General features: G+C 63.9%; 31 protein-coding genes. 29 read left to right on the forward strand and 2 right to left on the reverse strand.

Annotated elements, in window-relative coordinates; genetic code table 11:
• Positions 1 to 34: 34 nt before the first annotated feature.
• Together ACYJSS_RS06535 and ACYJSS_RS06540 are read right to left on the reverse strand one after the other, a co-directional pair.
• Positions 35 to 484 (reverse strand): DUF4124 domain-containing protein, encoded by a 450-nt coding sequence (locus ACYJSS_RS06535; protein ID WP_236204581.1) that lies wholly within the window; start codon positions 482 to 484, stop codon positions 35 to 37.
• Positions 485 to 506: 22 nt separating this feature from the next.
• Positions 507 to 1,178 (reverse strand): LexA family protein, encoded by a 672-nt coding sequence (locus ACYJSS_RS06540; protein ID WP_236204580.1) that lies wholly within the window; start codon positions 1,176 to 1,178, stop codon positions 507 to 509.
• A 98-nt stretch (positions 1,179 to 1,276) separates the two neighbouring features.
• Here ACYJSS_RS06540 and ACYJSS_RS06545 point away from each other — a divergent pair, with 98 nt between their 5' ends.
• From ACYJSS_RS06545 to ACYJSS_RS06685, 29 genes are all read left to right on the forward strand, one after another.
• On the forward strand, positions 1,277 to 1,513 hold the full coding sequence (locus tag ACYJSS_RS06545; RefSeq protein ID WP_236204579.1) for a transcriptional regulator: 237 nt from the start codon (positions 1,277 to 1,279) through the stop codon (positions 1,511 to 1,513).
• 69 nt (positions 1,514 to 1,582) lie between these two features.
• Complete coding sequence (locus tag ACYJSS_RS06550) at positions 1,583 to 2,197, forward strand: hypothetical protein (RefSeq protein WP_236204578.1); 615 nt, start codon at positions 1,583 to 1,585, stop codon at positions 2,195 to 2,197.
• A 1-nt stretch (position 2,198) separates the two neighbouring features.
• Positions 2,199 to 2,927 carry a hypothetical protein gene (locus ACYJSS_RS06555; protein ID WP_236204577.1) on the forward strand — a complete coding sequence of 243 codons (729 nt, stop codon included), beginning with the start codon at positions 2,199 to 2,201 and terminating at the stop codon, positions 2,925 to 2,927.
• Positions 2,927 to 3,589 (forward strand): replication protein P, encoded by a 663-nt coding sequence (locus ACYJSS_RS06560; protein WP_236204576.1) that lies wholly within the window; start codon positions 2,927 to 2,929, stop codon positions 3,587 to 3,589. Before ACYJSS_RS06555 ends, ACYJSS_RS06560 begins: the two co-directional genes overlap by 1 nt.
• Complete coding sequence (locus ACYJSS_RS06565; RefSeq protein WP_236204575.1) at positions 3,582 to 3,794, forward strand: hypothetical protein; 213 nt, start codon at positions 3,582 to 3,584, stop codon at positions 3,792 to 3,794. Before ACYJSS_RS06560 ends, ACYJSS_RS06565 begins: the two co-directional genes overlap by 8 nt.
• Entirely contained in the window at positions 3,791 to 4,150 is a 360-nt protein-coding gene (locus tag ACYJSS_RS06570) for a Ref family recombination enhancement nuclease (protein WP_236204574.1), read from the forward strand. Before ACYJSS_RS06565 ends, ACYJSS_RS06570 begins: the two co-directional genes overlap by 4 nt.
• Positions 4,147 to 4,449: a hypothetical protein gene (locus ACYJSS_RS06575; protein WP_236204573.1), complete on the forward strand. Its 303-nt coding sequence runs from the start codon at positions 4,147 to 4,149 to the stop codon at positions 4,447 to 4,449. The genes ACYJSS_RS06570 and ACYJSS_RS06575 overlap by 4 nt, the downstream gene beginning before the upstream one ends.
• 40 nt (positions 4,450 to 4,489) lie before the next feature.
• Complete coding sequence (locus ACYJSS_RS06580) at positions 4,490 to 4,780, forward strand: DUF1064 domain-containing protein (protein WP_300936640.1); 291 nt, start codon at positions 4,490 to 4,492, stop codon at positions 4,778 to 4,780.
• Entirely contained in the window at positions 4,780 to 5,109 is a 330-nt protein-coding gene (locus ACYJSS_RS06585; RefSeq protein WP_236204571.1) for a hypothetical protein, read from the forward strand. Before ACYJSS_RS06580 ends, ACYJSS_RS06585 begins: the two co-directional genes overlap by 1 nt.
• A gap of 10 nt (positions 5,110 to 5,119) precedes the next feature.
• On the forward strand, positions 5,120 to 5,707 hold the full coding sequence (locus ACYJSS_RS06590) for a hypothetical protein (protein ID WP_459479506.1): 588 nt from the start codon (positions 5,120 to 5,122) through the stop codon (positions 5,705 to 5,707).
• A gap of 201 nt (positions 5,708 to 5,908) precedes the next feature.
• Positions 5,909 to 6,280 carry a putative holin gene (locus tag ACYJSS_RS06595; RefSeq protein WP_021217629.1) on the forward strand — a complete coding sequence of 124 codons (372 nt, stop codon included), beginning with the start codon at positions 5,909 to 5,911 and terminating at the stop codon, positions 6,278 to 6,280.
• Positions 6,273 to 6,596, forward strand: a complete 324-nt coding sequence (locus ACYJSS_RS06600) for a phage holin family protein (RefSeq protein WP_236204569.1) — start codon at positions 6,273 to 6,275, stop codon at positions 6,594 to 6,596. Before ACYJSS_RS06595 ends, ACYJSS_RS06600 begins: the two co-directional genes overlap by 8 nt.
• Positions 6,597 to 6,712: 116 nt before the next feature.
• A complete protein-coding gene (locus tag ACYJSS_RS06605; RefSeq protein WP_459479634.1) occupies positions 6,713 to 7,012 on the forward strand; it encodes an HNH endonuclease signature motif containing protein in 300 nt (99 codons plus the stop codon).
• Positions 7,013 to 7,078: 66 nt separating this feature from the next.
• Entirely contained in the window at positions 7,079 to 7,459 is a 381-nt protein-coding gene (locus ACYJSS_RS06610) for a P27 family phage terminase small subunit (protein WP_236204568.1), read from the forward strand.
• Positions 7,459 to 9,168, forward strand: a complete 1,710-nt coding sequence (locus tag ACYJSS_RS06615) for a terminase large subunit (RefSeq protein WP_236204567.1) — start codon at positions 7,459 to 7,461, stop codon at positions 9,166 to 9,168. The genes ACYJSS_RS06610 and ACYJSS_RS06615 overlap by 1 nt, the downstream gene beginning before the upstream one ends.
• Positions 9,168 to 10,436, forward strand: a complete 1,269-nt coding sequence (locus ACYJSS_RS06620) for a phage portal protein (protein WP_236204566.1) — start codon at positions 9,168 to 9,170, stop codon at positions 10,434 to 10,436. Before ACYJSS_RS06615 ends, ACYJSS_RS06620 begins: the two co-directional genes overlap by 1 nt.
• A gap of 17 nt (positions 10,437 to 10,453) precedes the next feature.
• Positions 10,454 to 11,116, forward strand: coding sequence for an HK97 family phage prohead protease (locus ACYJSS_RS06625; protein WP_236204565.1), 663 nt, complete (start codon positions 10,454 to 10,456; stop codon positions 11,114 to 11,116).
• 2 nt (positions 11,117 to 11,118) lie between these two features.
• Positions 11,119 to 12,279, forward strand: coding sequence for a phage major capsid protein (locus ACYJSS_RS06630; RefSeq protein ID WP_236204564.1), 1,161 nt, complete (start codon positions 11,119 to 11,121; stop codon positions 12,277 to 12,279).
• Between the two features lie 61 nt (positions 12,280 to 12,340).
• Positions 12,341 to 12,514 (forward strand): hypothetical protein, encoded by a 174-nt coding sequence (locus ACYJSS_RS06635; protein WP_236204563.1) that lies wholly within the window; start codon positions 12,341 to 12,343, stop codon positions 12,512 to 12,514.
• Positions 12,515 to 12,838, forward strand: coding sequence for a head-tail connector protein (locus ACYJSS_RS06640; protein WP_236204562.1), 324 nt, complete (start codon positions 12,515 to 12,517; stop codon positions 12,836 to 12,838). It begins immediately after the preceding gene.
• Complete coding sequence (locus ACYJSS_RS06645) at positions 12,835 to 13,389, forward strand: head-tail adaptor protein (RefSeq protein ID WP_236204561.1); 555 nt, start codon at positions 12,835 to 12,837, stop codon at positions 13,387 to 13,389. Before ACYJSS_RS06640 ends, ACYJSS_RS06645 begins: the two co-directional genes overlap by 4 nt.
• A complete protein-coding gene (locus ACYJSS_RS06650; protein WP_236204560.1) occupies positions 13,386 to 13,997 on the forward strand; it encodes a glycogen/starch/alpha-glucan phosphorylase in 612 nt (203 codons plus the stop codon). Before ACYJSS_RS06645 ends, ACYJSS_RS06650 begins: the two co-directional genes overlap by 4 nt.
• The gene (locus ACYJSS_RS06655) at positions 13,994 to 14,431 is read left to right on the forward strand and encodes a hypothetical protein (RefSeq protein ID WP_236204559.1); all 438 of its coding nucleotides are present in this window, start codon (positions 13,994 to 13,996) and stop codon (positions 14,429 to 14,431) included. Before ACYJSS_RS06650 ends, ACYJSS_RS06655 begins: the two co-directional genes overlap by 4 nt.
• 25 nt (positions 14,432 to 14,456) lie before the next feature.
• On the forward strand, positions 14,457 to 15,224 hold the full coding sequence (locus ACYJSS_RS06660) for a phage tail tube protein (RefSeq protein ID WP_236204558.1): 768 nt from the start codon (positions 14,457 to 14,459) through the stop codon (positions 15,222 to 15,224).
• A gap of 66 nt (positions 15,225 to 15,290) precedes the next feature.
• Complete coding sequence (locus ACYJSS_RS06665; protein ID WP_236204557.1) at positions 15,291 to 15,713, forward strand: DUF4124 domain-containing protein; 423 nt, start codon at positions 15,291 to 15,293, stop codon at positions 15,711 to 15,713.
• A 53-nt stretch (positions 15,714 to 15,766) separates the two neighbouring features.
• Positions 15,767 to 16,129 (forward strand): hypothetical protein, encoded by a 363-nt coding sequence (locus ACYJSS_RS06670; RefSeq protein WP_236204556.1) that lies wholly within the window; start codon positions 15,767 to 15,769, stop codon positions 16,127 to 16,129.
• Positions 16,130 to 16,304: 175 nt separating this feature from the next.
• Positions 16,305 to 18,359, forward strand: coding sequence for a hypothetical protein (locus ACYJSS_RS06675; RefSeq protein ID WP_236204555.1), 2,055 nt, complete (start codon positions 16,305 to 16,307; stop codon positions 18,357 to 18,359).
• Positions 18,359 to 18,868: a hypothetical protein gene (locus tag ACYJSS_RS06680; RefSeq protein WP_236204554.1), complete on the forward strand. Its 510-nt coding sequence runs from the start codon at positions 18,359 to 18,361 to the stop codon at positions 18,866 to 18,868. The genes ACYJSS_RS06675 and ACYJSS_RS06680 overlap by 1 nt, the downstream gene beginning before the upstream one ends.
• Positions 18,868 to 20,634: a hypothetical protein gene (locus ACYJSS_RS06685; protein WP_236204553.1), complete on the forward strand. Its 1,767-nt coding sequence runs from the start codon at positions 18,868 to 18,870 to the stop codon at positions 20,632 to 20,634. The genes ACYJSS_RS06680 and ACYJSS_RS06685 overlap by 1 nt, the downstream gene beginning before the upstream one ends.

Here is a 20,634-nt window from a genome sequence, read left to right on the forward strand (position 1 = left end):
CTATCGAGAAGGCGGGCTCAAGCGGCTCCGCAAGCTACTGGGCGCCAAGTTTGCGGAGAGCGTTTCTATAGCGCTCCTTGGTTTCGCCTCGCTGCTCATGGGCACGCTTCAGTTCCTCGAATGCCTCCCGACCCTTCTGCACTTCCCATGCGAGCTTGCGGCCAAGCTCCTGCGCCTTTGGGTCTGGAGATGCCATGAGCTCGGCAGCCTTTCGTTCTGCATCAGGCAGTTCGACGTAATAGAAGCGCCGAGCATCCTCCCATTCTTTATCCAGTTCAGCTTCGCTTTTCACGCTTCGTGGTTGGACGGAAGGGGCGGGAGGGGCCACCTTTATGGCATTTTCTGGACTCTCGACTGCGCCATTGCAGGGCCGATCGGTAAATTGCACCTGCCCATTCGGGCCGACGCATTTATACATGGCAGCCTGCGCAGTAAGAGCGGTCATCAGTAGCAGGGATGCAGCCAGCGCTAGCTGTATTTTCATTCGACCTCCTTGTCTCAAGTCCTTAGAGCAGCTTCATCTTCGCTTCTCGCACCACTCCGATGATCCGGCAATTGCCGTTGATCTCGATGGGGTTGTATCCGGTATTCAGCGGCTTCAGGTAAAGCTTTCCGCCGTCCTGGACCAGCTTCTTGAAGGTGGCTTTCTCCTCGGTATCCAGCTTGGCCACGACCAGGTGGCCTGGCTGCGGCTCGATGCCGGTATCGACGAGGATCAGCATGCCTTCGGGGATGCTTGGTCCTGAGAGCGAGGTCATGGAGTCGCCCTCCACCTCCAGCCAGAACGCAGGCCCCTTCACCTTGGTGTCGGTCTTCTCGAAACGGTCTTCGGCGCCTGGCTCATAGGCCTGGATCGCGTCGCCCCATCCGCCAGCCACAACGCTGCTGACGACCGGGAAACGGTAGTAGCGATTGGGCTGAGAAGCAGGGGAGACATTGCTCAGTCCGTCACTTTCGCCCCCTGATATCTGAGTCGCAGCAGGCGCTACAAGGGTGCCCGCAGCGCATCCGATCTTGGTCTCCATGTTCGCCGCGGCTCGCTCGCCGAGGTTCCTATGGCCATTGAGAATCTGCGACAGATACGAGGAGTCCAGATCGTGCTGGTCCGCGAATTCCTTGAGTGACGCCGAGCCAATAAGCCGGCGCAAAGCGCTGATGCGCAACTGGTGAATGTCCATTTCCAAAGTCTGTCCGGCTGTTAGCAAACAGTAAATTACAGTTTGCTATTGCTGCTCGAATTAGCAGTTGCTAATCTGGCTGCACATAGGAGGTGCCCATGACCTTGCACGACTACATCAAGGCGCTGCGGAAGGATGAGCTGGAGTTTTTCGCCAGCCGTTGCGAGACATCCGCCGGCCAACTGAAGCAGATCGCTTACGGCCACCGCCAGGCCAATCCGGCACTGGCGATAAATATCGAGCGCGAATCCAGTGCCGCCGTCTCCTGCGAAGAGATGCGGCCGGATGTCGACTGGGCGTACCTGCGCCAGAGCGGCAAGGCGCGAGTCGCGTAGCGACTTTCAGGGAAACCGAAGATGGGGTCGTGTTCGTTCATGGCTCCACGATAAGAGCGGGAGAGCAAGATGACACTGTCCAATGAGCGACACGGCTGCAGCCGGGATCAGGTCCTGGTGGCGCATGCGAACGAGATGATCACGCGGACTGGGTTCAAGAGCCCGAAGTTCGCCCACCGCCTGAATCGCATGGTGGTCGAGGCGCTCGGCGCCCAGGCCCATGACCGCAAGGTGCCGGACCTGGAGTCGATCGCCGGCGGAGACGGCGCTGAGTTTCTGAAGCAGGCCGACACCTGGTTGAAGCGTGTTCAGCGCTGGCTGGATGGATCGGTCGATTTCCCGGCGTGGCTGGAAGAACCCTGGGTTCTGGCGCTGGAGCCTGAGTACCGCGAGCGCTGCACCAATGAGCTGGCCGCCCGCCACGGCCTGGTTGCTGTTCGTCAGCAGAGCGGGGACGCCTGCCCGGTGATGGCTTTCGGTCAGCTGGTAGGCCACCTGGGTTCGACCGTTGAAGCCTGCGGCGTAGTTCTGGCTGACGGCAAGATCGATGCTCTGGACCACCAGCACCTCCCACAGATGGTCGAATCGCTCTGGGCAGCTGAAAGCCGCTGCGCCGAACTGCGTCGGGTGGCTGAGAACGTGATCGCTGACATCCGCCGCGAAAAGCAGCTGAAGGCGGTGTGACATGGCTAACCAGTGGTTCCGCCTCTATTCCGAGTTCGCCAATGACCCCAAGGTCCAGATGCTGAGCGAGGCAGATCAGCGGCGTTACGTCATGCTGTTATGCCTGCGTTGCAGCAACGGCGATGTAACGTTACATGACGAGGCTGTAGCGTTTCAGCTGCGAATCAGTAACGAAGAGTGGTCACGCACGAAGGCCGTTCTTATCGAGAAAGGGCTGCTCACTGAGGGCAATCAGCCCACCGCCTGGGACAAGCGCCAGTATGCCTCCGACTCAAGCGCGGCGCGGGTTAAGGCCCATCGCGAGCGTAAGAAACAGGCATGTAACGTTACCGAAACGCCCCCAGATACAGATACAGATACAGATACAGATACAGATACAGAAAAAGAACCCCCCTTACCCCCCAAGGGGGAAAACGTCGTCCCGCTGCCGACAGCGAAGGACACGAAGCCCAAGCGCAAGACCCGAATCCCTGACCCGTTCAACGTCACCGGCGAGATGCGCCAGTGGGCGGCAGACCGTGTGCCGGCTGTGAACCTCACGACCGAGACCGAGAAGTTCGTGAACTACTGGCGCGGCTCGGGCGGCACCAAGGTGGATTGGGTTGCCACCTGGCGTACCTGGATGCTCAAGGCTCAGGACGACCGCCAGCGTCACCCGCCGCGCTCGGCTCCGTCGGCTGGACCTGATTTCGAAGACTCGTCATGGGCAAACGACCTGGGGGCACTGTGATGCGTGAAGCCAAGGACATCATCCCTTCGCTGCAGCCGCAGCTAGCAGCTGAGCCTGCCCGGCCCACCCAGCTCGACCAGGGCTCTGTCGAGGTCGTGAACGGTCTGTTCCGTGAGCTGCAAACGATCTTCACCGGTTGGCGGCAAGCCTGGCCGGATGACAAGGCCCTGGCTCGCGCCAAGCGCACCTGGGTCAAGGCGCTGATGGCGGCCAAGATCAACCGGCTCGAGCAGATCCGATTCGGGCTGCAGCAGTGCCGGCTGCATGGCGGCGACTTCGCGCCGAGCCCTGGTCGCTTCATCGCCTGGTGCACGCCTACTGCGGAGATGCTGGGCCTCCCCACCGAGGAACGAGCTTTTCGCGAAGCCTGCCGCAATGCCCACCCAGGCATGGCCGGCATCGGCAAGTGGTCGCACGACGTGGTTTATCACGCGGCCTGCGAATCGGGTTTCGCCAACCTCAACCGCCTGGGCATGGAAGACAGCCGCAAGCTGTTCTCCCGGAACTACACCATCGCCATCCGCCAGTTCGTGAGCGGGGAGAAGCTGCGCGCGATGCCCCTGGCCTTGCCGGCGAAGGTAGACGGCCAGCGCACCCCGGAAGTAGGCCGTGCCGCCCTGGCCGAGATCCACAAGAAACTCAAAGGAGGCCGCAATGGCTGAAAGACTGCGCTGGCGCCAGAAGCGCGGCGCCCCGGACTGCTGGGAAACACAGTGCGGCTACACCATCGCGCTGTGCCGGCTGCCGAACAACCGCTACACGATCACCGCCCCGGGTGGAAGCGCTCCGTTCGCCTACACCAACGAGCGCGACGACATCACTCCGCTGATCCTGGCTCACAAGCAAGCCCAGGCGGTGCCGGCATGATGCAGGGAAGAGCAGTAACCGCCGAGCAGAAGCGCTGGCACGACAAGCTGGTGAGCGAAGTCGGCTGCATTGCCTGTCGAAAGGACGGGCGCCTGGGCAACACCCACTGCAGCATCCACCACATCAGCGGGCGCACGAAGCGGGGCGCGCACTGGAATGTGATCCCTCTGTGCGGCCCGCACCACCAGACCGGCGGCGAGGGTGTCGCGCTACATCACAACAAGGCGCGATTTGTAGCGCGCTACGGTCGAGAGGACGACCTCCTCGCCGAGTGCGCCAAGATCCTCGCTGCCGACGGTCATGACATCCCCGCCGGCTTCCTGGCTTGGCTGGATGGCGACGAGGTGATGGCGTGAGACGCGCCCGCGGGATCAGCCCGCTCACTCACAAGCGCCACCCGGACGGCTACACGGTGAACCTGAAGATGCACGACCCGGAGCTGGTGGCGCTGGGTTGGGTCCGTGTGGAGCAGTACCGGCACGAGAAGAACGGCCACTCCGTGACAGCAGAGTTCGGCACCCATGACGGGTTCCCGTGCTGGATGTACAGGACCCGTATGGCGGATGGCCGGAGCTTCGGTGTCTTCCCCACCGTCCTGGGCGCGGCCAAGTGGATCGAGCGCGAGCTGGCGCGGGAGGTGGTCAATGCTGGCTAAGCGTCTACTCCAGGCCCTGGGGAGGCTGAAGGCCGGGGCCATGAACAAGACCGAGGCGTCCTATGAGTCGTTGCTGAAGCAGCGCCTGCTGGCCGGGGAGATCCAGTGGTATCGCTTCGAGGGGGTCAAGCTCCGCCTGGCAAACAACACCTTCTACACCGCCGACTTCTTCGTGATGAACGCCGAGGGTCTGCTCGAAGTGCACGAGGTGAAGGGCTTCTGGACGGACGATGCTCGGGTCAAGACCAAGGTGGCCGCTGATCAGTACCCGTTCCGGTTCCTCGGCGTGCAGAAGGCCAAGGGCGGCGGCTGGGCGATCGAGGAGTTCTGATGGCGATGATCCCGAAGCGGCATGGGCCAGACAGGAAGATCGGCGTGATCCCGTTGGGGCGCTGCGAGATTTGTCAGGGCCAGGGCGTCATCAAGGGGATTTTCTTCGAAGGGGCGTGCGCGGCCTGCAATGGCTCGGGCCTGGTCAACCGGGACACAGGCGAGGCGCTCAGCTCTGACTCCATGGTGGTGCAGCTACGGCTCAGGCTGAACCGGGCCAACCGCCTACTCGCTCAGTACGAAGGCGAGAAGAAGGGCGGAGCCCACGAGGACTACACGGGAAGACACAACCCCGCCGGCAAGGGCGGCGGTAACTGGACAGGTGATTGAGGGGGTAACCATGGTTTACAAATCCGTTCTGGCGGCCGTCGTCTCTGCAATGGCATCCGAGGCGCTGGACAACACCAGCAAGCAGTCGTGGCAGAAGCTGATCGACCACATCAACCAGCCTGGCGGGCGAGGGGCTTCGGTCAGTCCTGAGCTGCGCATGCAAATCGACTGCTGGGTGCATGCCAGGCTGCACAGCGAGCTCCCGTCTCGGCTCTGGTTTGCGCTCGTGGCCAAGTACTGCACGCACCACGCGCGTCGGCTGGAGGCCATCGGCCGACTTGATGCGCTGATCGTAACGCCTGCGCCTGGACTGTTCCGCAAGAAGGCTGTAGTGGCCTGGGCTGTTCCGCCTATGAAGGGCAAGCCGGTCGGGGCTGATGGCCTGAAGCGTTCCACCCAGATCCTGGCCTTGCCGGCCAGCTTCTACGACATGAACACCTGGGAACTCGACGCCTCGCCAGAGCGCACCAAGCGCCGCTGGCGTGCAGGCATCTTCAAGGCGCTGGATGAGCTGGTGAACGTGGCGCTGATGGAGGCTGGAGAGATCCTGGATCGTGAAGGGCTGGTCCCTTCGTTCAATGGGGCGGCGGTGGCTTGACTCGAATGGCCGGATGGCCGAGAGTATTTCCATCCTGTCGATCTTACGCGTTGCGAGGACCGACTCCGAAAAAGCCCTGGCCATACCGCCGGGGCTTTTTCGTTTCTGGCGCATAGCGCCCCATCTTGCTCTGCGCTGCTCCCCTCATCAGCAGCAGCGCCCTTGCCCCTCCCGGGGCCTTTTATTCATGGAGTGACCCACATGGCAGAGCCGAGCCTTGGAGTGCTGGGCGGCGTTGCCGCGGGCGTAACTGTCGGGGCGGCATGGGCTGGCCTGGACCTGAACGCTGTTATGGGTGCTCTGGCTGGCTCGCTGCTCTTCGTGCTGTTCGCGCCCGACCTGAGCATCTACAAGCGCATTGGGTACTTCCTGGTGAGCCTGGTCGCTGGGTACTACGGTTCTGCCGAACTGATCGGGGTTGGCGCTGCTCGAACCAGTGGCGGCGCCTCGTTCGTGTGTGCCGCGCTGGTGGTGACCATCTCGATCACCATCCTCGAGTGGATTCGCGGCGGGAAGATGCCGGAGTGGCTCCGGTCTCTCCTCGACCGTAGAGGAGGCGGCAGCAATGGCTGATCTATGGACCCTGTTGGCGGCGCTGTCCTGCGCCGCGATCTTCATCCGCATCATCACCTGGCGTCACGCGGGCGAGCGCTACCGGTTCTGGATAGGGCTGTGCGCCTATGCCCTTGCCGTGTGCACTGGGTGCTTCGCGCTGACCGTGCTGCTGGAGTTCCTGTCTGCCAAACCCATTGAGCCTGTTTCGCCATGGCTTGCCCTGGTGCTGGTGTGGCTGTCGGTGCTGGTCTGGCTCGCCCGGGGCAACGTGGCCCGCATCGTCCAGGTCAACTGGGCAACGCATTGGGACGGCACTGATCGCCGAAGGAGATAGTCATGCCCGCACGCTCCCTGAAGCCTTGCGCGACGCCTGGCTGCAGGGAGTTGGTGCGTGGCTCTGCTCACTGTCCTCACCACCAGGTGCTGGCCGACCAGCGTCGTGCTGAGCACATGAAGAAGGTGCACGCCGCCTACAACCAGCGGCGAGACGAGAGCGACAGGTTCTACAAGTCGAAGGCATGGCAAGCATGCCGGGCTCAGTTCAGACGCGCGCACCCACTCTGCGAGGAGTGCGAACAGCGTGGGAAGGTGGTGGAGATGGACATCGTCGACCACCGAGTGCCCTTCAAGGAAGCGCCTCACCTCGCCCTGGACTGGGCCAACCTGCGATCCCTGTGCAGGGGATGCCACAACCGCGTCGGACGCCGCGTAGGGCTCACCGGAGGGCAGGGGGGAGGGGAAAAACTCTAACCTCGCCGAATGCCGAACGACGGGGGGAGCCTTTTTTCCATTTCCGCAAAATTCGGATTCCGAGATATGGCCAGGCCACGCAAGCCGACGAACGTGCTTGAGATGACCGGCGCGTTCAAGAAAGACCCAAATCGAGAGCGGATTGACCCGCCCACCGCTGGCGCACTTTCAGCACCGCCGGATCATTTGAACGGGGGCGCCCTTCACGCATGGAATGAGATTGCGGGGTGCGCCCCGCTCGATGTGCTGACCGAGTCGGACCGGCTCGCGTTGGAGATCGCCGCCCAGTTGCTCTTCCAATTCCGCGATAACCCGGTGGAGTTCCCGGCGACCAAGCTGGTACGCCTGGAAGCACTGCTCGGTAAGTTCGGCATGACCCCGGCCGACCGCGCCAAGGTGGCCGGCGGCAGCAAGAAGCCCAAGGGCAACGAGTTCGAAGAATTCTGATGACGACCAAGAAGACCTATCCGTTCGTGCGCGCGGCGGAGAAGTACGCGCGCGACGTGGTGGAGGGGAAGATCGTCGCCTGCAGGAATGTGAAGCTGGCCTGTCAGAGGCACCTGGACGACCGGAAGCGGAAAGCCTCCCCGTCGTTCCCCTACCTATTCGACCCGGGAAAAGCTGAGCGCGTGGCCCGCTTCCTCCAGAAGCTGCCGCACACGAAGGGCAAGTGGGCTGGCCGGAAGATGAAGGTCAAGCTGGAGCCCTGGCAGCTGTTCTCGGTCTGCATCCCCTTCGGGTGGGTGCACAGGAAGACCAAGTTTCGGCGCTTCCGCGTCATCCTCATCTTCGTCGCGCGCAAGAACGGCAAGAGTATCGTCGCTGGCGGCGTGGGGCTCTACATGTTCTGCGCCGACGACGAATTCGGCGCCGAGGTCTACTCGGGGGCGACCACGGAGAAGCAAGCCTGGGAGGTCTTCCGGCCGGCCAAGCTGATGGTCGAGCGCACGCACCCGCTGCGCGAGCACTTCGACATCGACGTGAACGCTTCGAACATGGTTCGCCTTGAGGACGGTTCCCGCTTCGAGCCGGTGATTGGCAAGCCTGGCGACGGTGCCAGCCCGTCCTGTGCCCTGATCGACGAGTACCACGAGCACCACGACAGCTCGCTCTTCGACACCATGGAGACCGGCATGGGCGCCCGCGATCAGCCGGTGCTGCTGGTCATCACCACGGCCGGCTCAAATATAGGCGGCCCGTGCCATGAGCTGGTGCGCGACGCCGAGAAGATGCTGGAGAAGGTCCCCGGCGCCGACCAGCCCGATCTGTGGGCGATGCTCTATTCGATAGACAAGGGCGACGACTGGACCGACCCGGCCAACATGATCAAGGCGAACCCGAACTACGGGGTTTCCGTTGGAGCCGACTACCTGCAGGCCCGCCTGCGCGCCGCCATGCAGTCGCCCCGGAAGCAATCGGTGTTCCGCACCAAGCATCTGAACGAGTGGGTCGGGGCCAAGTCGGCCTGGCTCAACATGTTGCGCTGGGGCGAGGCGAAACCCCGCAAGTCGCTTGCGGAACTGGAGAACAGGCCCTGCTTTATCGGCCTCGACCTGGCGTCGAAGATCGACGTGGTGGCCGCGGTGCTCCTGTTCCCGCCCGTGGTCGATGACCCCGTTTGGCACGTGCATGGCCGCTACTACCTGCCGGAAGCGCGCGTCATCGAGGCCGATGACGTCAACGCCCAGCGCTACGACGAATGGGACAAGCTGGGATTGCTGACCCTGACCGACGGCGAGGTAATCGACTTCGAAGTCATCAAGGACGACCTCAGGGAGTTCCAGGGGCGCTTCGACGTACAGCAGATCGGCTACGACCCCTGGCAGGCCACGCAACTCGCCCAGGAGATGGAGCGCGAGAGCATGACCATGGTCGAGGTGGGCGCCACGGTCCGCAACTTCAGCGAGCCGATGAAGGAGCTGGAGAAGCTGGTGACTCAGCGCCTCATGGCCCACGGCGGCTGTCCGGTGCTGTCCTGGATGGCGTCCAACGTCGTCGCGCAGATCGACGCCAAGGAGAACATCTACCCCCGCAAGGAGCGGCCAGAGAACAAGATCGACGGCATCGTCGCCTTGATCATGGCGCTTGGCCGGGCCCTGAGCACGATGGACGAAGCGCCCATCGATGACTTCCTAAACCGACCGATGAGCATGTGATGGCCGATACCGACTACAGCATTGACCTGCGCACCCGCAGCCCCATCTGGGCGCGGATGGCGGCCTTCTTCACGGGCGGCCGCCTGGTGACGCCGGAGAAGGGGTCGCAGACCGGCCCCATCTCTGCGAGCGGAGCCGTCGGCGAGTCCATGGTCACCGACGAGCGCATCATGCAGATCTCGACGGTGTGGGCTTGCGTCCGCCTTATCAGCACCGTAACCGCCAGCCTGCCGCTGGATGTCTTTGAGACGGTGAACGGGGAGCGCAAGAAGGTCGGCCTGGATAATCCGCTGGCTCGCCTGCTGCAGTACTCGCCGAATATCTACATGACGGCCCTCGAGTTCCGAGAGGCCATGACCATGCAGTTGGCTGTCTACGGAAACGCTTATGCGTTGATCGAGCGCAACAGTGTGGGTGGCGTCGTTTCGCTGATTCCGATGCTTTCCGCGAACATGGATGTCCGCCTGGAGAACAAGCGCGTCGTCTACAAGTACCGGCGCGACAAAGAGTATGCGGAGTTCAGCCAGAGCGAGATCCTCCACCTGAAAGGATTTGGCTTTAACGGCCTGGTTGGACTTTCGCCGATTGCCTTCGGGGCCAAATCCTCCGGCGTGGCAATCGCAATGGAAGACCAGCAGCGCGACTTCTACGCCAACGGCGCCAAGTCCCCGCAGATCCTCATGACCAACGGGACCACGCTGGGCCGCGAGCAGCGCGAACAACTGGACGAGAACTTCAAGGAGATCGCCGGCGGCCCGGTTCGTAAGCGCCTGTGGGTGCTTGAGGCCGGCTTCACCACTCAGGCGATCGGCGTCAGCCCGCAGGACGCCGAGACCATGGCGGCCCGCAAGTTCCAGGTCAGCGAGTTGGCCCGCTTCTATGGCGTACCTCCGCACCTGGTTGGTGATGTGGACAGGGCTGGCGGCTGGGTAACCGGTCTGGAGCAGCAGAATCTCGGTTTCCTGCAATACACCCTCGCGCCTTACACAGGACGTTGGGAGGCCTCGATCTGGCGCTGGCTGGTGCCGCCGAAAGAAATCACCCGCTATCACGCTGAGCACAACTTGGACGGGCTGCTGCGCGGAGACTCTGCTGCCCGAGCTGCATTTATGGGCGTCATGGTGGACAAGGGGCTCAGAACCATCAACGAACTGCGACGCCTGGACAACCTGCCGCCACTCCCCGGCGGCGATGTCGCGACGCGACAGTCGCAGAACGTACCGATCACACAACTCGGCAACCCAAGCCCCGCACCCAGCGGGGCTTAGTTTTTCTGGAGGCTGTAATGCCCAACATCCACAAGACGCTGGCCTTCGAGCACGCCGAGTTGAAATTCGTCGGCGCTTCCACCGAGGGCGTGTTCGAGGGTTACGCCTCGGTCTTCGGCGTGACCGACTCCGACGGCGACATCATCCTGCCCGGGGCCTTCAAGAACGCCCTGGCCAGCCAGACCCGAAAGGTATCGATGTTCTTCAACCATCGCTCCTGGGAGATCCCGGTGGGCAAGTGGGACAGCATCGAGGAGGACGCCAAGGGGCTGTTCGTGCGTGGCTCTCTCACCCCAGGCCACTCCACGGCGGCTGACATCAAGGCGGCCATGGCGCACGGCACCGTCGACGGCATGTCCGTCGGTTTCGCCGCCGGCCGCGACGACTTCGAGCTGATCAGCACCGGCCGCGCGTTCAAGAACGTGCAGCGCCTGAGCGAGATCAGCATCTGCACCCAACCCGCCAACGAGGCAGCGACCGTCGCGTCGCTCAAGAGCCTCGGCGGCCAAATCACCATCCGCGACGTGGAGCACTGGCTGAGGGACTCGGCTGGCTTCTCCAAGTCCGAGGCGCAGGCGTTGATTGCCTGCATCAAGTCCGCAGTTCGGAGCGATTCCGAAGGCGGCGACGACATCGCCGCGCTCGTTGCGCGCATCCAAAACTTTGAATTGAGGACTTGACCATGAGCGAACTTGCTCAAATCCAGAAGGCCATCGAAGAATCCCAGACCCGAATCCAGGGTCTGTTCGATGCCCAGAAGAAGGAAATCGAATCCAACGGCGCTGTCAGTAAGCAGCTGCAGGACGACCTGGCCAAGGTCAGCGATGAGCTGAAAACCGCCGGTACCCGCCTGTTCGACCTGGAGCAGAAGCTGACCAAAGGTGCCGACGATCCCGCCGTCACCAAGTCGTTCGCCGAGCGCACTGCCGAAGACCTGATGAAGGGCTGGGACGGCAAGTCCAGCAAGGTCGACGTCAAGACTTTCCAGAAGGCGATCGGCAGCGGCAGCACTTCTGCTGGCGCCCTGGTGCAACCTATGGCCATCCCCGGCATCCTGATGCCTGGCCTGCGCCGTCTGACCATCCGCGACCTGCTCGCCCAGGGGCGAATCTCCAGCAACTCGCTGGAGTACGTGCGCGAGAACGTGTTCACCAACAGCGCCGCTCCTGTGGCTGAGAACACCCTCAAGCCCGAGTCGAACCTGACCTTCACCAAGGAAACCGCGAACGTGAAGACGATCGCGCACTGGGTGCAGGCAAGCCGCCAGATCATGGACGACGCCCCGGCTCTGGAGTCCTACCTCAACAACCGCCTGCTCTACGGCCTGGCCCTGGCCGAAGAAGCCCAGCTGCTCACCGGCAACGGGACCGGCGACAACCTGCTGGGTCTGAAGCCGGTTGCTGCGGACTACGACACCGCCCTGAACGCCACTGGCGACACCAAGGCTGACCAGATCGCCCACGCGATCTTCCAGGTTTCCGAGTCCGAGTTCGAGGCCAGCGGCATCATCCTCAACCCCCGTGACTGGCACGCCATCGCGCTGCTCAAGGACGACCAGGGCCGCTACATCTTCGGCGGCCCGGCTGCCTTTGCGGCCCGCGTGATGTGGGGCCTGCCGGTTGTGGCCACCAAGGCGCAGCCGCAGGGCCAGTTCACTGTCGGCGCCTTCGATCTGGCTTCCCAGATCTGGGACCGCATGGACGCCACCATCGAGGTCAGCCGCGAGGACCGCGACAACTTCGTGAAGAACATGCTGACCGTTCTCTGCGAGGAGCGCCTGGCGCTGGCTCACTACCGCCCGGCCGCGATCATCGACGGCGCCTTCACCACCCCCACTCCGTAAGGATTGGCGGGACCACCCAACAGCAACGAGGCCGGGGCGGGCAACCGCTCCGGATTGACGCATGGCTACGAAAATCAAAGCGCTGAGGCAGTTCTCCCACTATCACCTCGGCACGGTCGATGCCGAAGAGGTGCGCAGTGTTCGCGACGACATCGCCGAAGCTCTGGTCGGCATGGAGTTGGCCGAGGTCGTGGAAGAGCCCAAGGAAGAGAAGAAACCGAAGGGGTCGAAGTAAATGGTTGCCCTGGAGCTCGTGAAGCAACACCTCCGGGTCGAGCACGGCGAGGAGGACACGTTGATCCAGGGCTACCTCGACGCAGCCAAGGTGCACGTGGAGAAGTATTGCGACCGAGAGATCGTGGCAGAGCCCACTGATCCCGACGCCCCGCCGATCGACCTGAACACCCAGATGCTGCTGACCAAGGACATCGAGCAGGCCATCCTGCTGCTGGTTGGCCACTGGTACAGCAGCCGTGAGGCTGTCGTTATTGGCACCATCACATCCAGCTTGCCGTTCGGTGTTGAGGCTCTGCTCTGGCCGCGGAGATCCTTCCGATGAGAGCCGGAGAGATTCGACACCGCGCCGAGCTCCTGGAGCTTGACGGCGATCTGCAAGAGCGCTGCCTGGGCAAGGTCTGGGTAGGAATCATCACTCAGGAGAACGCTGCGCCTGCAGCCCCTGCCGGCCTGCGCAACCCAATCCGGGTTGACATCCGGGCCAGGTACAACCCGTCAATCATCATCGGCCGCTACCTGCGCCACGATCAGCGCCTGTTCCATGTGACCAGTGTCCGTGACCCCATCGGCACGCGCGCCGAATTGCGTGTGACCGCTGACGAGCTGATGGGTACTCCAGGCCAGGTGATTCGCCAGCGCCAGGCGCCGAAGTGCTGCCGCGTGTTCCTGGCCTTCGACGTTCCGTACGTCAGCCCCGACAGCGATCAAGTTCCTGTGCTGCGCATCTACGGGGAGGTGGCCCTGATCGAGGCTGGCCGCGTGGAGCAGGGCGACATTCTGGTCGTCGGCCGCGATCGCTACTGCGTCCTGTGGCTGGCTGCTGACAGCGACGACGGCGTGGTGCGTGGCCTCTGGCTGGAGAAGGTGTCATGAAGCTGTCCGTCACCCTGGTCGGCGAGGAGATGGCGCGGGCCAGGCTGGCCGCCATTGGCAAGGCCGTCGAACCGATCATTCGCGGAGCCCTGAACGCCACCGCCACCCGAACGCGGCGCGACATCTACCTGAAGCCGATCGCCGCCTTCATCGCTGACGCCGAGGTCAGGCAGCGGCTGGCCATCAAACGTGCCAACAGCCGCCGGCTGAACGCCAGGATCATCCCGTCCAGCTCCGGCGTGGACGTGATCCGCTACAAGTCCTGGGGCTTCGACGCCATTGACGCCACCCGCGCCCGGGTATGGGTGGCCGGGCTGAACGGCAAGAAGGTCGCCGCCGGCTTCGTCAACCCGTCCAGCGGCAGCAAGCAGCCACTGTCCACGCGCAGCAGCAAGGCCCGGAAGATCGGGCCGAAGACCAAGAACCCGCAGATCACCAGTTACGAGTACGCCCTCGCGCTGCAGAACGCCCAGGCCGTGAGCGTCGCCTACTGGTTCAAGCAGCTGACCGACACCGGCTCCATCCGCTGGGTGAATGCCTTCCTGCAGCAGGAGTTCGAGCGGCGCATTCGGCGCGAAATTGACCGCGCCTCCAGGGGATCGAAATGAGCAAAGCGAGCGAGATCACCAAGCAGGTGAAGGAGCGCCTCGAGCAGATTGGAACCGAACGCGGCTACAGCATGGATGTGAAGGCAGTCTTCACCGGCAGCGACAACGGCAAGGAAAAGCAGGCCACCCCTTACCTGGTGCTGCGCGTTCTGCAGGACCGACGAACCAGTACGGCCGGAACCCAGGCGACGCGCCTTCGCACCTACCAGATCGAGGTGGTGTTCAACAGCAGCGCCGAGGACAGCCTTCTGGACGATGCCGGCGTCGACATCCTGCGCGCCCTTGGCTTCGGCCAGGACGATTGGGACGAGCGCCTGCCAGGCCTCGTCGATGACGACGACTCGATGGAATACACCTACCGCGCCGCCCAGGGCGTGGCCACTCGATCGCTCTTCGTCACCGTGGGCGTGATCTACGCCGAAACCTACAACTGACGGCCACTGGCCAGGAGATTGACCCATGCTCAACACCCAACTGTTCCGTGGGCCGTGCTTCGTCGCACCCTACCCGAGCTGGAACCTGCAGGAGCTGTTCAAGCTGCAGAACATGACGGCCGAGCCGACCACCACCGAGATCACCATCCCGGACCCTACCCGTATCGGCCTGCCTACCCTGGACTCCGTAACCTCCACCAGCCAGATCGTGCTGAGCGGCGAGGCGGTTTCCTTCAGCGCCGAGGCTGCTGCCATCGTGCTCTATGGCTCCGTCGAGTCCGTGCCCAGCGGCACCGTGACCGACGAGGCGCACGACGCCCGAATCGACCGCGTGATCAAGCTGGACAAGCTGACGCTGGACGTCACCGAAGTCACCGACTCTGCCGGCACCACCACCTACACCCGCAACATCGACTATTCCGTCCTGCCCGGCGGCGTGCGCATCCTGCCCGGCGGCGAGCTGGCGTCGGACATCGCGGCCGTGAGCGGCACCGACAAGAAGCTGCCGATCCTGATCAGCTACACGCACCCAACCGTGGACCTGATCAAGCCCTTCGTGGAAGGCCAGAAGTTCTACCGCCTGATGGTCGGCCAGAAGAACGAGGGCGGCGATGGCAACATCCGCCGCATCCAGTGCTTCTACGCGAAGATCGCGCTGAACGGCGGCATCCCCCTGAACCAGGGCGCCGAGTTCGGCACCGTACCGATCCAGATCACCCTGCTGGCCGACCCCGCCATCTTCGACGCGGACGAAGCGGCGATGTGGCAATGGGAGGTCGAGCGCAAGGCCTGACCGGTGGCGGGAATGCATCTCAAGGGATACATTCCCAGCCATCTGCCAACCAAGGAGGGAAGCCCTGTGCGTCTCTGGATACTCGCTGCAGCCCTGGCCTGCAGCACCGCGACCCATGCCGCCACCGTCGTAAAGTGCACCGATGCCGCCGGCAAGGTGACCTTCGCGCAGAACGTGTGCCCAGGCGACACCCAGGGCGGCGAGGTCGAAGTGAGGGCGGCAGCCCGCCCGAGCGGCGAGGGCCCGGCTGTGCAGCTGGCTGACCCGAGCAAGACCTATGTGGCGCCCAAGCCCAAGCCGAAGCCCAAGGCTGCAGAGCCGGAGATCGTCTACAAGGAGGTGCCGGTGGAAGTGCCGGTGCCGGTGTACGTCAAGCCGTGCGTGAAGACGGTAGAGGTTCGAATTCCTCTCCGTGAGAAGAAGGCCGACGGCAGCACGAGAGGGGGGGTCGAGGTGAGAAAGATCCAAGTGCCCTGTAACGCCAAGTAGATAGAAAGAATTCAACCAAACCCGCTTCGGCGGGTTTTTTTATGGGAGCTCGCATGAGCGACATCCAGATCCTCTTTCCCGAGCCAGTACCCCTGACGGTCGGAGGCCGGCAGGTGCTGATCCTCCCGGTACGCATGCGCCACTTCGAGGCCTTCGGCCAGGCGGCCTCCGACCTGTTCGTCATGCTCGGCAAGTTCACCAGCGAGGAGATCTACAGCTACGCCAAGAAGAACGGCGGCCTGAAGGTCATCCTGCTGCACTGCACCACCCTCAGCCGCTGGCGCTTGTCCCGGCTGCCAGCCGCTGTCGCCGTCGAGCTGATGATCCACGTCGTCATGGCCAACTCCGGTTTTTTCGGACGGGCCCTGGTGAAGGCACAGCAGTTCGTGGCTGGGCAGACGTCGCCCAGCAACTGATCGGCGCCGGCCACCCCTGGGCCAGCATCCAGGACTACACCCTCCCTCAAATCGAAGCCTTCTGCACGGCCATTGCCACCGATGACCGCCAAGCTGCGCATCTGGACCTGATAGTCGCCCGTGGCGCCCAGGCCGACCGCAAGGGCTTCGAGGCGGTCCTCAAGGAACTCAAGTCATGACCGGCAAGATCACTACCCAGCTTGTCATCGACGGCAAGAACAACTCGAAGAAGGCGTTCGACGAGGCCGAGGGCCAGGTCAAGAGCCTGACCAAGGCCGCGAAGGCAGCCGGCGCGGCGCTGGCCGGAGCGATTGCGAGCGCCGCGATCGTCGACTACGTGCGCAGCAGCATCGACGCCGTGGATATCACTGGCGAACTGGCCGAGCGCGCCAACATGGCGGCCGGCGAGTTCGCGGGCCTGCAGTACGCGGCGAAGTTCGCCAGCATTGAGGGCGAGGCCCTATCGGCCACGCTGTCCAAGTTCAATGCCAACATCGTCGCCGCCGCCAACGGCTCCAAGAAGCAGGCGGCCGCCTTCGACCAACTGGGCGTCGGCCTGCGCAACCAGGACGGCAGCCTGAAGGGCACCAACCAGCTGCTGCTCGAGGTCGCTGACAAGCTGGCCGCGCTGCCCAACGGCGCCCAGAAGTCGGCGCTGGCCATGGATGTCTTCGGCAAGTCCGGAGCCAAGCTGCTGCCGCTGCTCAACCGCGGCGCCTCCGGCATCCAGGCGCTGATCGACGAGGCCGAGGAGCTGGGCCTGGTGCTGGACGACCAGGCCTATGCCGACGCCGGTCAGTTCAACGACACGCTCGATGTGCTCGCCTCCTCCTCCGAGGCGGCCGGGCAACGGGTGGCGGTGAACCTGCTGCCGGCCTTGAACGACGTGGCCGGCTACCTGCTGACGTTCTCCAAGGACAGCCGCAAGGCCGCCGAGTCGGCCGGGGTGCTGGGTACTGGGCTGAAGCTGCTTACCAGCATCTGGATCGTACTGGCCGGCGCCTTCAAGCAAGCCGGCGGGGTGCTGGGCGCGGTGTTCGCCGCTGCCGTGCAGGCGCTCCAGGGCAACTTCGAGGGCGCCGCCAACACCATCAAGGACGGCGTCTCCGACATCGGCGAGAACATCGGCCAGACCAAGGGCGAGCTGACCAGCCTCTGGAATGGCGAGTACGGCGAGCAGGCCATGGCCGACCGCGCCCAGGCTGCAGCGGACCAGTTCGACGCCGCCGTGTCCGGCATGGGCGAGTCCGCCGGCGAAGCGCAGCAGCACACCGACGACCTGACTGCGATCCAGAAGCAACTGCTGAACGACTCCAAGGCCTACCTGGCCGAGCAGGTGAAGCAGGAGAGCAAGGCCACCGCTGACCTGGAGAAGGCGAAGAAGGCCCAGCTCGACACCGCCAAGCGCTACAAGGACGCCCTGGCCAAGGTCAACGCTGGACCCGCGGGCGAGGCGAGCTTCGGCCAGGCCAATGCGCTGAAGGTCGCCGCGCGCGACGCGCTGTCGTCCAACGACCTCGAGGGCGCCAAGACCAAGGCCCAGGCTGCGCTCGATGTGCTGCAGAAGATCCAGGAGGAGGGCGGCAATACATACGGCTTCGCCGGGATCATCAAGGAGCTCCAGGCGATCGAGGAGTCGGCGGACAAGATCAAGCTGGACAAGGCCCAGAAGTCCGTCGACGAGGCGAAGGCCTCGGTCAAGGAGCTGAAGGCCGAGATCGCCGATGTCACCAGCGTGAAGGTGACCATCAACCTCCCGGACGAGGAGGTGAACGCGATCATGGAGAAATTCAAGAAGCTGGGCGAGAGCATCGGCCAGAGCCTGACCGTCACCCCGAAGATCAACGCCCCGACCACCGCGGGCGGGACATCGGTTCCCATCCAGGCCAACGCCCAAGGCGGCCACATTCGCGGCCCTGGTACCGGGACCAGCGACAGCATCCTGTCGTGGCTCTCGAATGGGGAGTTCGTCGTCAAGGCCGCGGCCGTGCAGAAGTACGGCGTCGGCATGCTCTCCGCGCTCAACGGTATGAGCCTCCCGCGCTTCGCCACGGGCGGCCTGGTCGGCACCGCTGCCGCGGTGAGCGGGGGAGGGGTGGGCAGCCTCGGCACCGTGATCATCCAGTTCCCTGACGGCACCAGTCACAGGCTGTACGCCGATCAACCAACCATCGAAGGGCTCGGCGCCCGCAACGAAGCCCGCAAGTTCGGCGATAGAGGGGTCAGCTGATGGAAGTGAAACTCGGCGGCCTGGCCATCACTCCGCTCGCCAGCGGCGGCTTCCCGGAGCAGAGCTACCAGTCGGCCGGCGACGGCGTCACGGAGGACCGCCGCACCGGCGGCACCCTGGTGAAGATGGTGCACTTCAGAAAGACGGTCATCACCATCAGCGGCGCTGGCCTGATGGGCCTGGGCTTCGACGGCCTCGACTTCGACCAGCCGCTGGAGCTTCTTTGCACGAAGCCCCGTTACCTGATCCCGCTGACGCTGGAAGGGGTCATCCCGGGGCAGATACGTCCTGACGTGGCGCCCTGGGCGCTGGCGCGCGTGGGTAACCGCGAGGTTCCGACCGCGATCACGATGACCGGCAACAACTTCGAGATCACGCCCAAGGCAGGCGCCACCAGCTACAAGGTCGGCTGGATGCCCCGCTTCATGGTCAGTTGCGAGCCGCCCGAGGAGGCGCTGCGCGCTGGCCAGTTCCCCTACGCCTGGTCGTTCGACGCCAGGGAGGTCTAATGCAGATCAACGGAATCACGCTGAACGGGGCGACCCTGAACGGCGGGGCCCAACTCGCCCTGGGAATTGTCACCCGGGAGGTTGAGCCAGCCTTCTCCATCCTCTGGAGCGTGCAGCTGCTGCTCAACGGCGTGGACGCGACCGAGTACCTGACCGGCACCATCCGCATCGAGCGCGAGGAGTTCGCGCGCTGCATCGCCGACTTCAGCCTGCTGCTGGACGCCGGCTCCGTGAATCCCGACAGCTACATCGGCCAGGACGTGGAGATCCACTTCATCCACCACCAGGCCGACGCGGATGTGCAGGTGCTGCGCTTCCGCGGCAAGGTCGAGCGCCCGCGCTTCAGCCTGCAGACCCGGATACTGGCCTGCGAGTGCAGCGACCGCCTCAACGAAGTGGTGGAGCCGATGCCGATCGAGCAGATCGACGCCATGGTCGGCGGCTTGTGGTCGCCGGATGTGTTCGAGCCAACCGAAGGCCGGTCCCGCTGGACCTACGCCAAGGAGCGCCTGAGCACTCTGCCGGTGAGTTTCCAGCGCTCGGTCGAAGGGCAGCTGCAGGTCACGCCCTGGGCGGCCACCAGCACCCCGCACTGGCTGATAGGCCCGGACACGGCGATCTTCCAGAGCATCGACTACCTGCCTGTGGAGTTGAGCGAGCGCATCAACGTCGTCGAGATCGAGGCGGACTACCGCTTCATCCGCTTGCGCGAGCGGCACCAGGAGTTCAGCTGGCGCCATCCCGACATCATCGGGGACTCGATCGACAACAGCTTCTGTGTCTGGCGGCACGACTCAACAGAGCTACCCGATATCGCCATGGTGAAGGAGGGCAGTGATAACGCTGGCTTCGGAGCGATTCTGTCCGGCGCCTACTGGCTCCGTCTTCCTGAGAGCGGGGTCTACTGTGATCCGCCAGCTGGCTGGCGCAACGAATATCCAGACCTGCTCCTGCGAGCCAGTTGGACCAGCGCCATCCGTTGGGCTCAGCGGGTTACAGAGCAGTACACGCTGCGCCTCGAGGCTCCTGCCAGCGTCGCCCAGGCCGGCCAGGTCATCAGCCGCGACCGCATCGCGATGGACACGGAGAGCGACCAGGAGCAGACCTTCCTCAATGCCACGTACACCTCGCCAGAGCCTGGCGCTGTGCTAGACGCCCTCGGCGACTATGTGGTGGACATCCGCAACGAGGAGCGCCGCCAACTCGGCCTCAGCACCATCCTGGCGATGGGCAGGGTATCGATTCTCAGCGCCCACCGCGGCAACCGGTTCGCCTTCACGCTGCCAACAGCTGAGGCGGTAGGCATTCGCCTCGAGCACACCGTGCGCATAGAGGATCAGGTGCTGGGGCATCCCATCAGCTGCCAGGCGAAGGTGGTCAATATCATCGACGAGTGGGACCTGAAGACCGGCCGGTGCTACACGAACTTCCAGTTGGCCGTGAGCCAGGGCGGTAGCAGCGAGACGGACCCGCTGACACCGCCGGCCACGCCGAACAGCACGCCGCCCGGCGAGCCGTGGCCGCTGATCGAGTTGCCGACCCAGCTGGGCGGGCGCAACGAAAGCCCGATCTACGACGAGACCATCGACGGGTTCAGTGGCAACTACGACGAGACGGATCTCGACATCAACCCCGACCTGGAGCTCTTCCCGCGAAAATTCTGGATCAACATCGCGGAGATACCAGCTGAGCACATGGACGAGTACCCGGTTGAAGCCAGCAAGACTTACCGCGTCAGCGTTCCAACCGATCACCTGGAGCTGTAA

Source organism: Pseudomonas sp. No.21 (assembly GCF_054558415.1).

Coding starts and splice junctions, on each gene's coding strand:
- ACYJSS_RS06555 (WP_236204577.1), top strand. CDS start 2,199: ATGGCTAACCAGTGGTTCCGCCTCTATTCCGAGTTCGCCAATGACCCC.
- ACYJSS_RS06630 (WP_236204564.1), top strand. CDS start 11,119: ATGAGCGAACTTGCTCAAATCCAGAAGGCCATCGAAGAATCCCAGACC.
- ACYJSS_RS06620 (WP_236204566.1), top strand. CDS start 9,168: ATGGCCGATACCGACTACAGCATTGACCTGCGCACCCGCAGCCCCATC.
- ACYJSS_RS06650 (WP_236204560.1), top strand. CDS start 13,386: ATGAAGCTGTCCGTCACCCTGGTCGGCGAGGAGATGGCGCGGGCCAGG.
- ACYJSS_RS06560 (WP_236204576.1), top strand. CDS start 2,927: ATGCGTGAAGCCAAGGACATCATCCCTTCGCTGCAGCCGCAGCTAGCA.
- ACYJSS_RS06565 (WP_236204575.1), top strand. CDS start 3,582: ATGGCTGAAAGACTGCGCTGGCGCCAGAAGCGCGGCGCCCCGGACTGC.
- ACYJSS_RS06585 (WP_236204571.1), top strand. CDS start 4,780: ATGGCGATGATCCCGAAGCGGCATGGGCCAGACAGGAAGATCGGCGTG.
- ACYJSS_RS06615 (WP_236204567.1), top strand. CDS start 7,459: ATGACGACCAAGAAGACCTATCCGTTCGTGCGCGCGGCGGAGAAGTAC.
- ACYJSS_RS06550 (WP_236204578.1), top strand. CDS start 1,583: ATGACACTGTCCAATGAGCGACACGGCTGCAGCCGGGATCAGGTCCTG.
- ACYJSS_RS06535 (WP_236204581.1), bottom strand. CDS start 484: ATGAAAATACAGCTAGCGCTGGCTGCATCCCTGCTACTGATGACCGCT.
- ACYJSS_RS06610 (WP_236204568.1), top strand. CDS start 7,079: ATGGCCAGGCCACGCAAGCCGACGAACGTGCTTGAGATGACCGGCGCG.
- ACYJSS_RS06540 (WP_236204580.1), bottom strand. CDS start 1,178: ATGGACATTCACCAGTTGCGCATCAGCGCTTTGCGCCGGCTTATTGGC.
- ACYJSS_RS06670 (WP_236204556.1), top strand. CDS start 15,767: ATGAGCGACATCCAGATCCTCTTTCCCGAGCCAGTACCCCTGACGGTC.
- ACYJSS_RS06590 (WP_459479506.1), top strand. CDS start 5,120: ATGGTTTACAAATCCGTTCTGGCGGCCGTCGTCTCTGCAATGGCATCC.
- ACYJSS_RS06580 (WP_300936640.1), top strand. CDS start 4,490: ATGAACAAGACCGAGGCGTCCTATGAGTCGTTGCTGAAGCAGCGCCTG.
- ACYJSS_RS06600 (WP_236204569.1), top strand. CDS start 6,273: ATGGCTGATCTATGGACCCTGTTGGCGGCGCTGTCCTGCGCCGCGATC.
- ACYJSS_RS06645 (WP_236204561.1), top strand. CDS start 12,835: ATGAGAGCCGGAGAGATTCGACACCGCGCCGAGCTCCTGGAGCTTGAC.
- ACYJSS_RS06605 (WP_459479634.1), top strand. CDS start 6,713: ATGAAGAAGGTGCACGCCGCCTACAACCAGCGGCGAGACGAGAGCGAC.
- ACYJSS_RS06680 (WP_236204554.1), top strand. CDS start 18,359: ATGGAAGTGAAACTCGGCGGCCTGGCCATCACTCCGCTCGCCAGCGGC.
- ACYJSS_RS06625 (WP_236204565.1), top strand. CDS start 10,454: ATGCCCAACATCCACAAGACGCTGGCCTTCGAGCACGCCGAGTTGAAA.
- ACYJSS_RS06570 (WP_236204574.1), top strand. CDS start 3,791: ATGATGCAGGGAAGAGCAGTAACCGCCGAGCAGAAGCGCTGGCACGAC.
- ACYJSS_RS06545 (WP_236204579.1), top strand. CDS start 1,277: ATGACCTTGCACGACTACATCAAGGCGCTGCGGAAGGATGAGCTGGAG.
- ACYJSS_RS06640 (WP_236204562.1), top strand. CDS start 12,515: ATGGTTGCCCTGGAGCTCGTGAAGCAACACCTCCGGGTCGAGCACGGC.
- ACYJSS_RS06595 (WP_021217629.1), top strand. CDS start 5,909: ATGGCAGAGCCGAGCCTTGGAGTGCTGGGCGGCGTTGCCGCGGGCGTA.
- ACYJSS_RS06675 (WP_236204555.1), top strand. CDS start 16,305: ATGACCGGCAAGATCACTACCCAGCTTGTCATCGACGGCAAGAACAAC.
- ACYJSS_RS06660 (WP_236204558.1), top strand. CDS start 14,457: ATGCTCAACACCCAACTGTTCCGTGGGCCGTGCTTCGTCGCACCCTAC.
- ACYJSS_RS06685 (WP_236204553.1), top strand. CDS start 18,868: ATGCAGATCAACGGAATCACGCTGAACGGGGCGACCCTGAACGGCGGG.
- ACYJSS_RS06655 (WP_236204559.1), top strand. CDS start 13,994: ATGAGCAAAGCGAGCGAGATCACCAAGCAGGTGAAGGAGCGCCTCGAG.
- ACYJSS_RS06635 (WP_236204563.1), top strand. CDS start 12,341: ATGGCTACGAAAATCAAAGCGCTGAGGCAGTTCTCCCACTATCACCTC.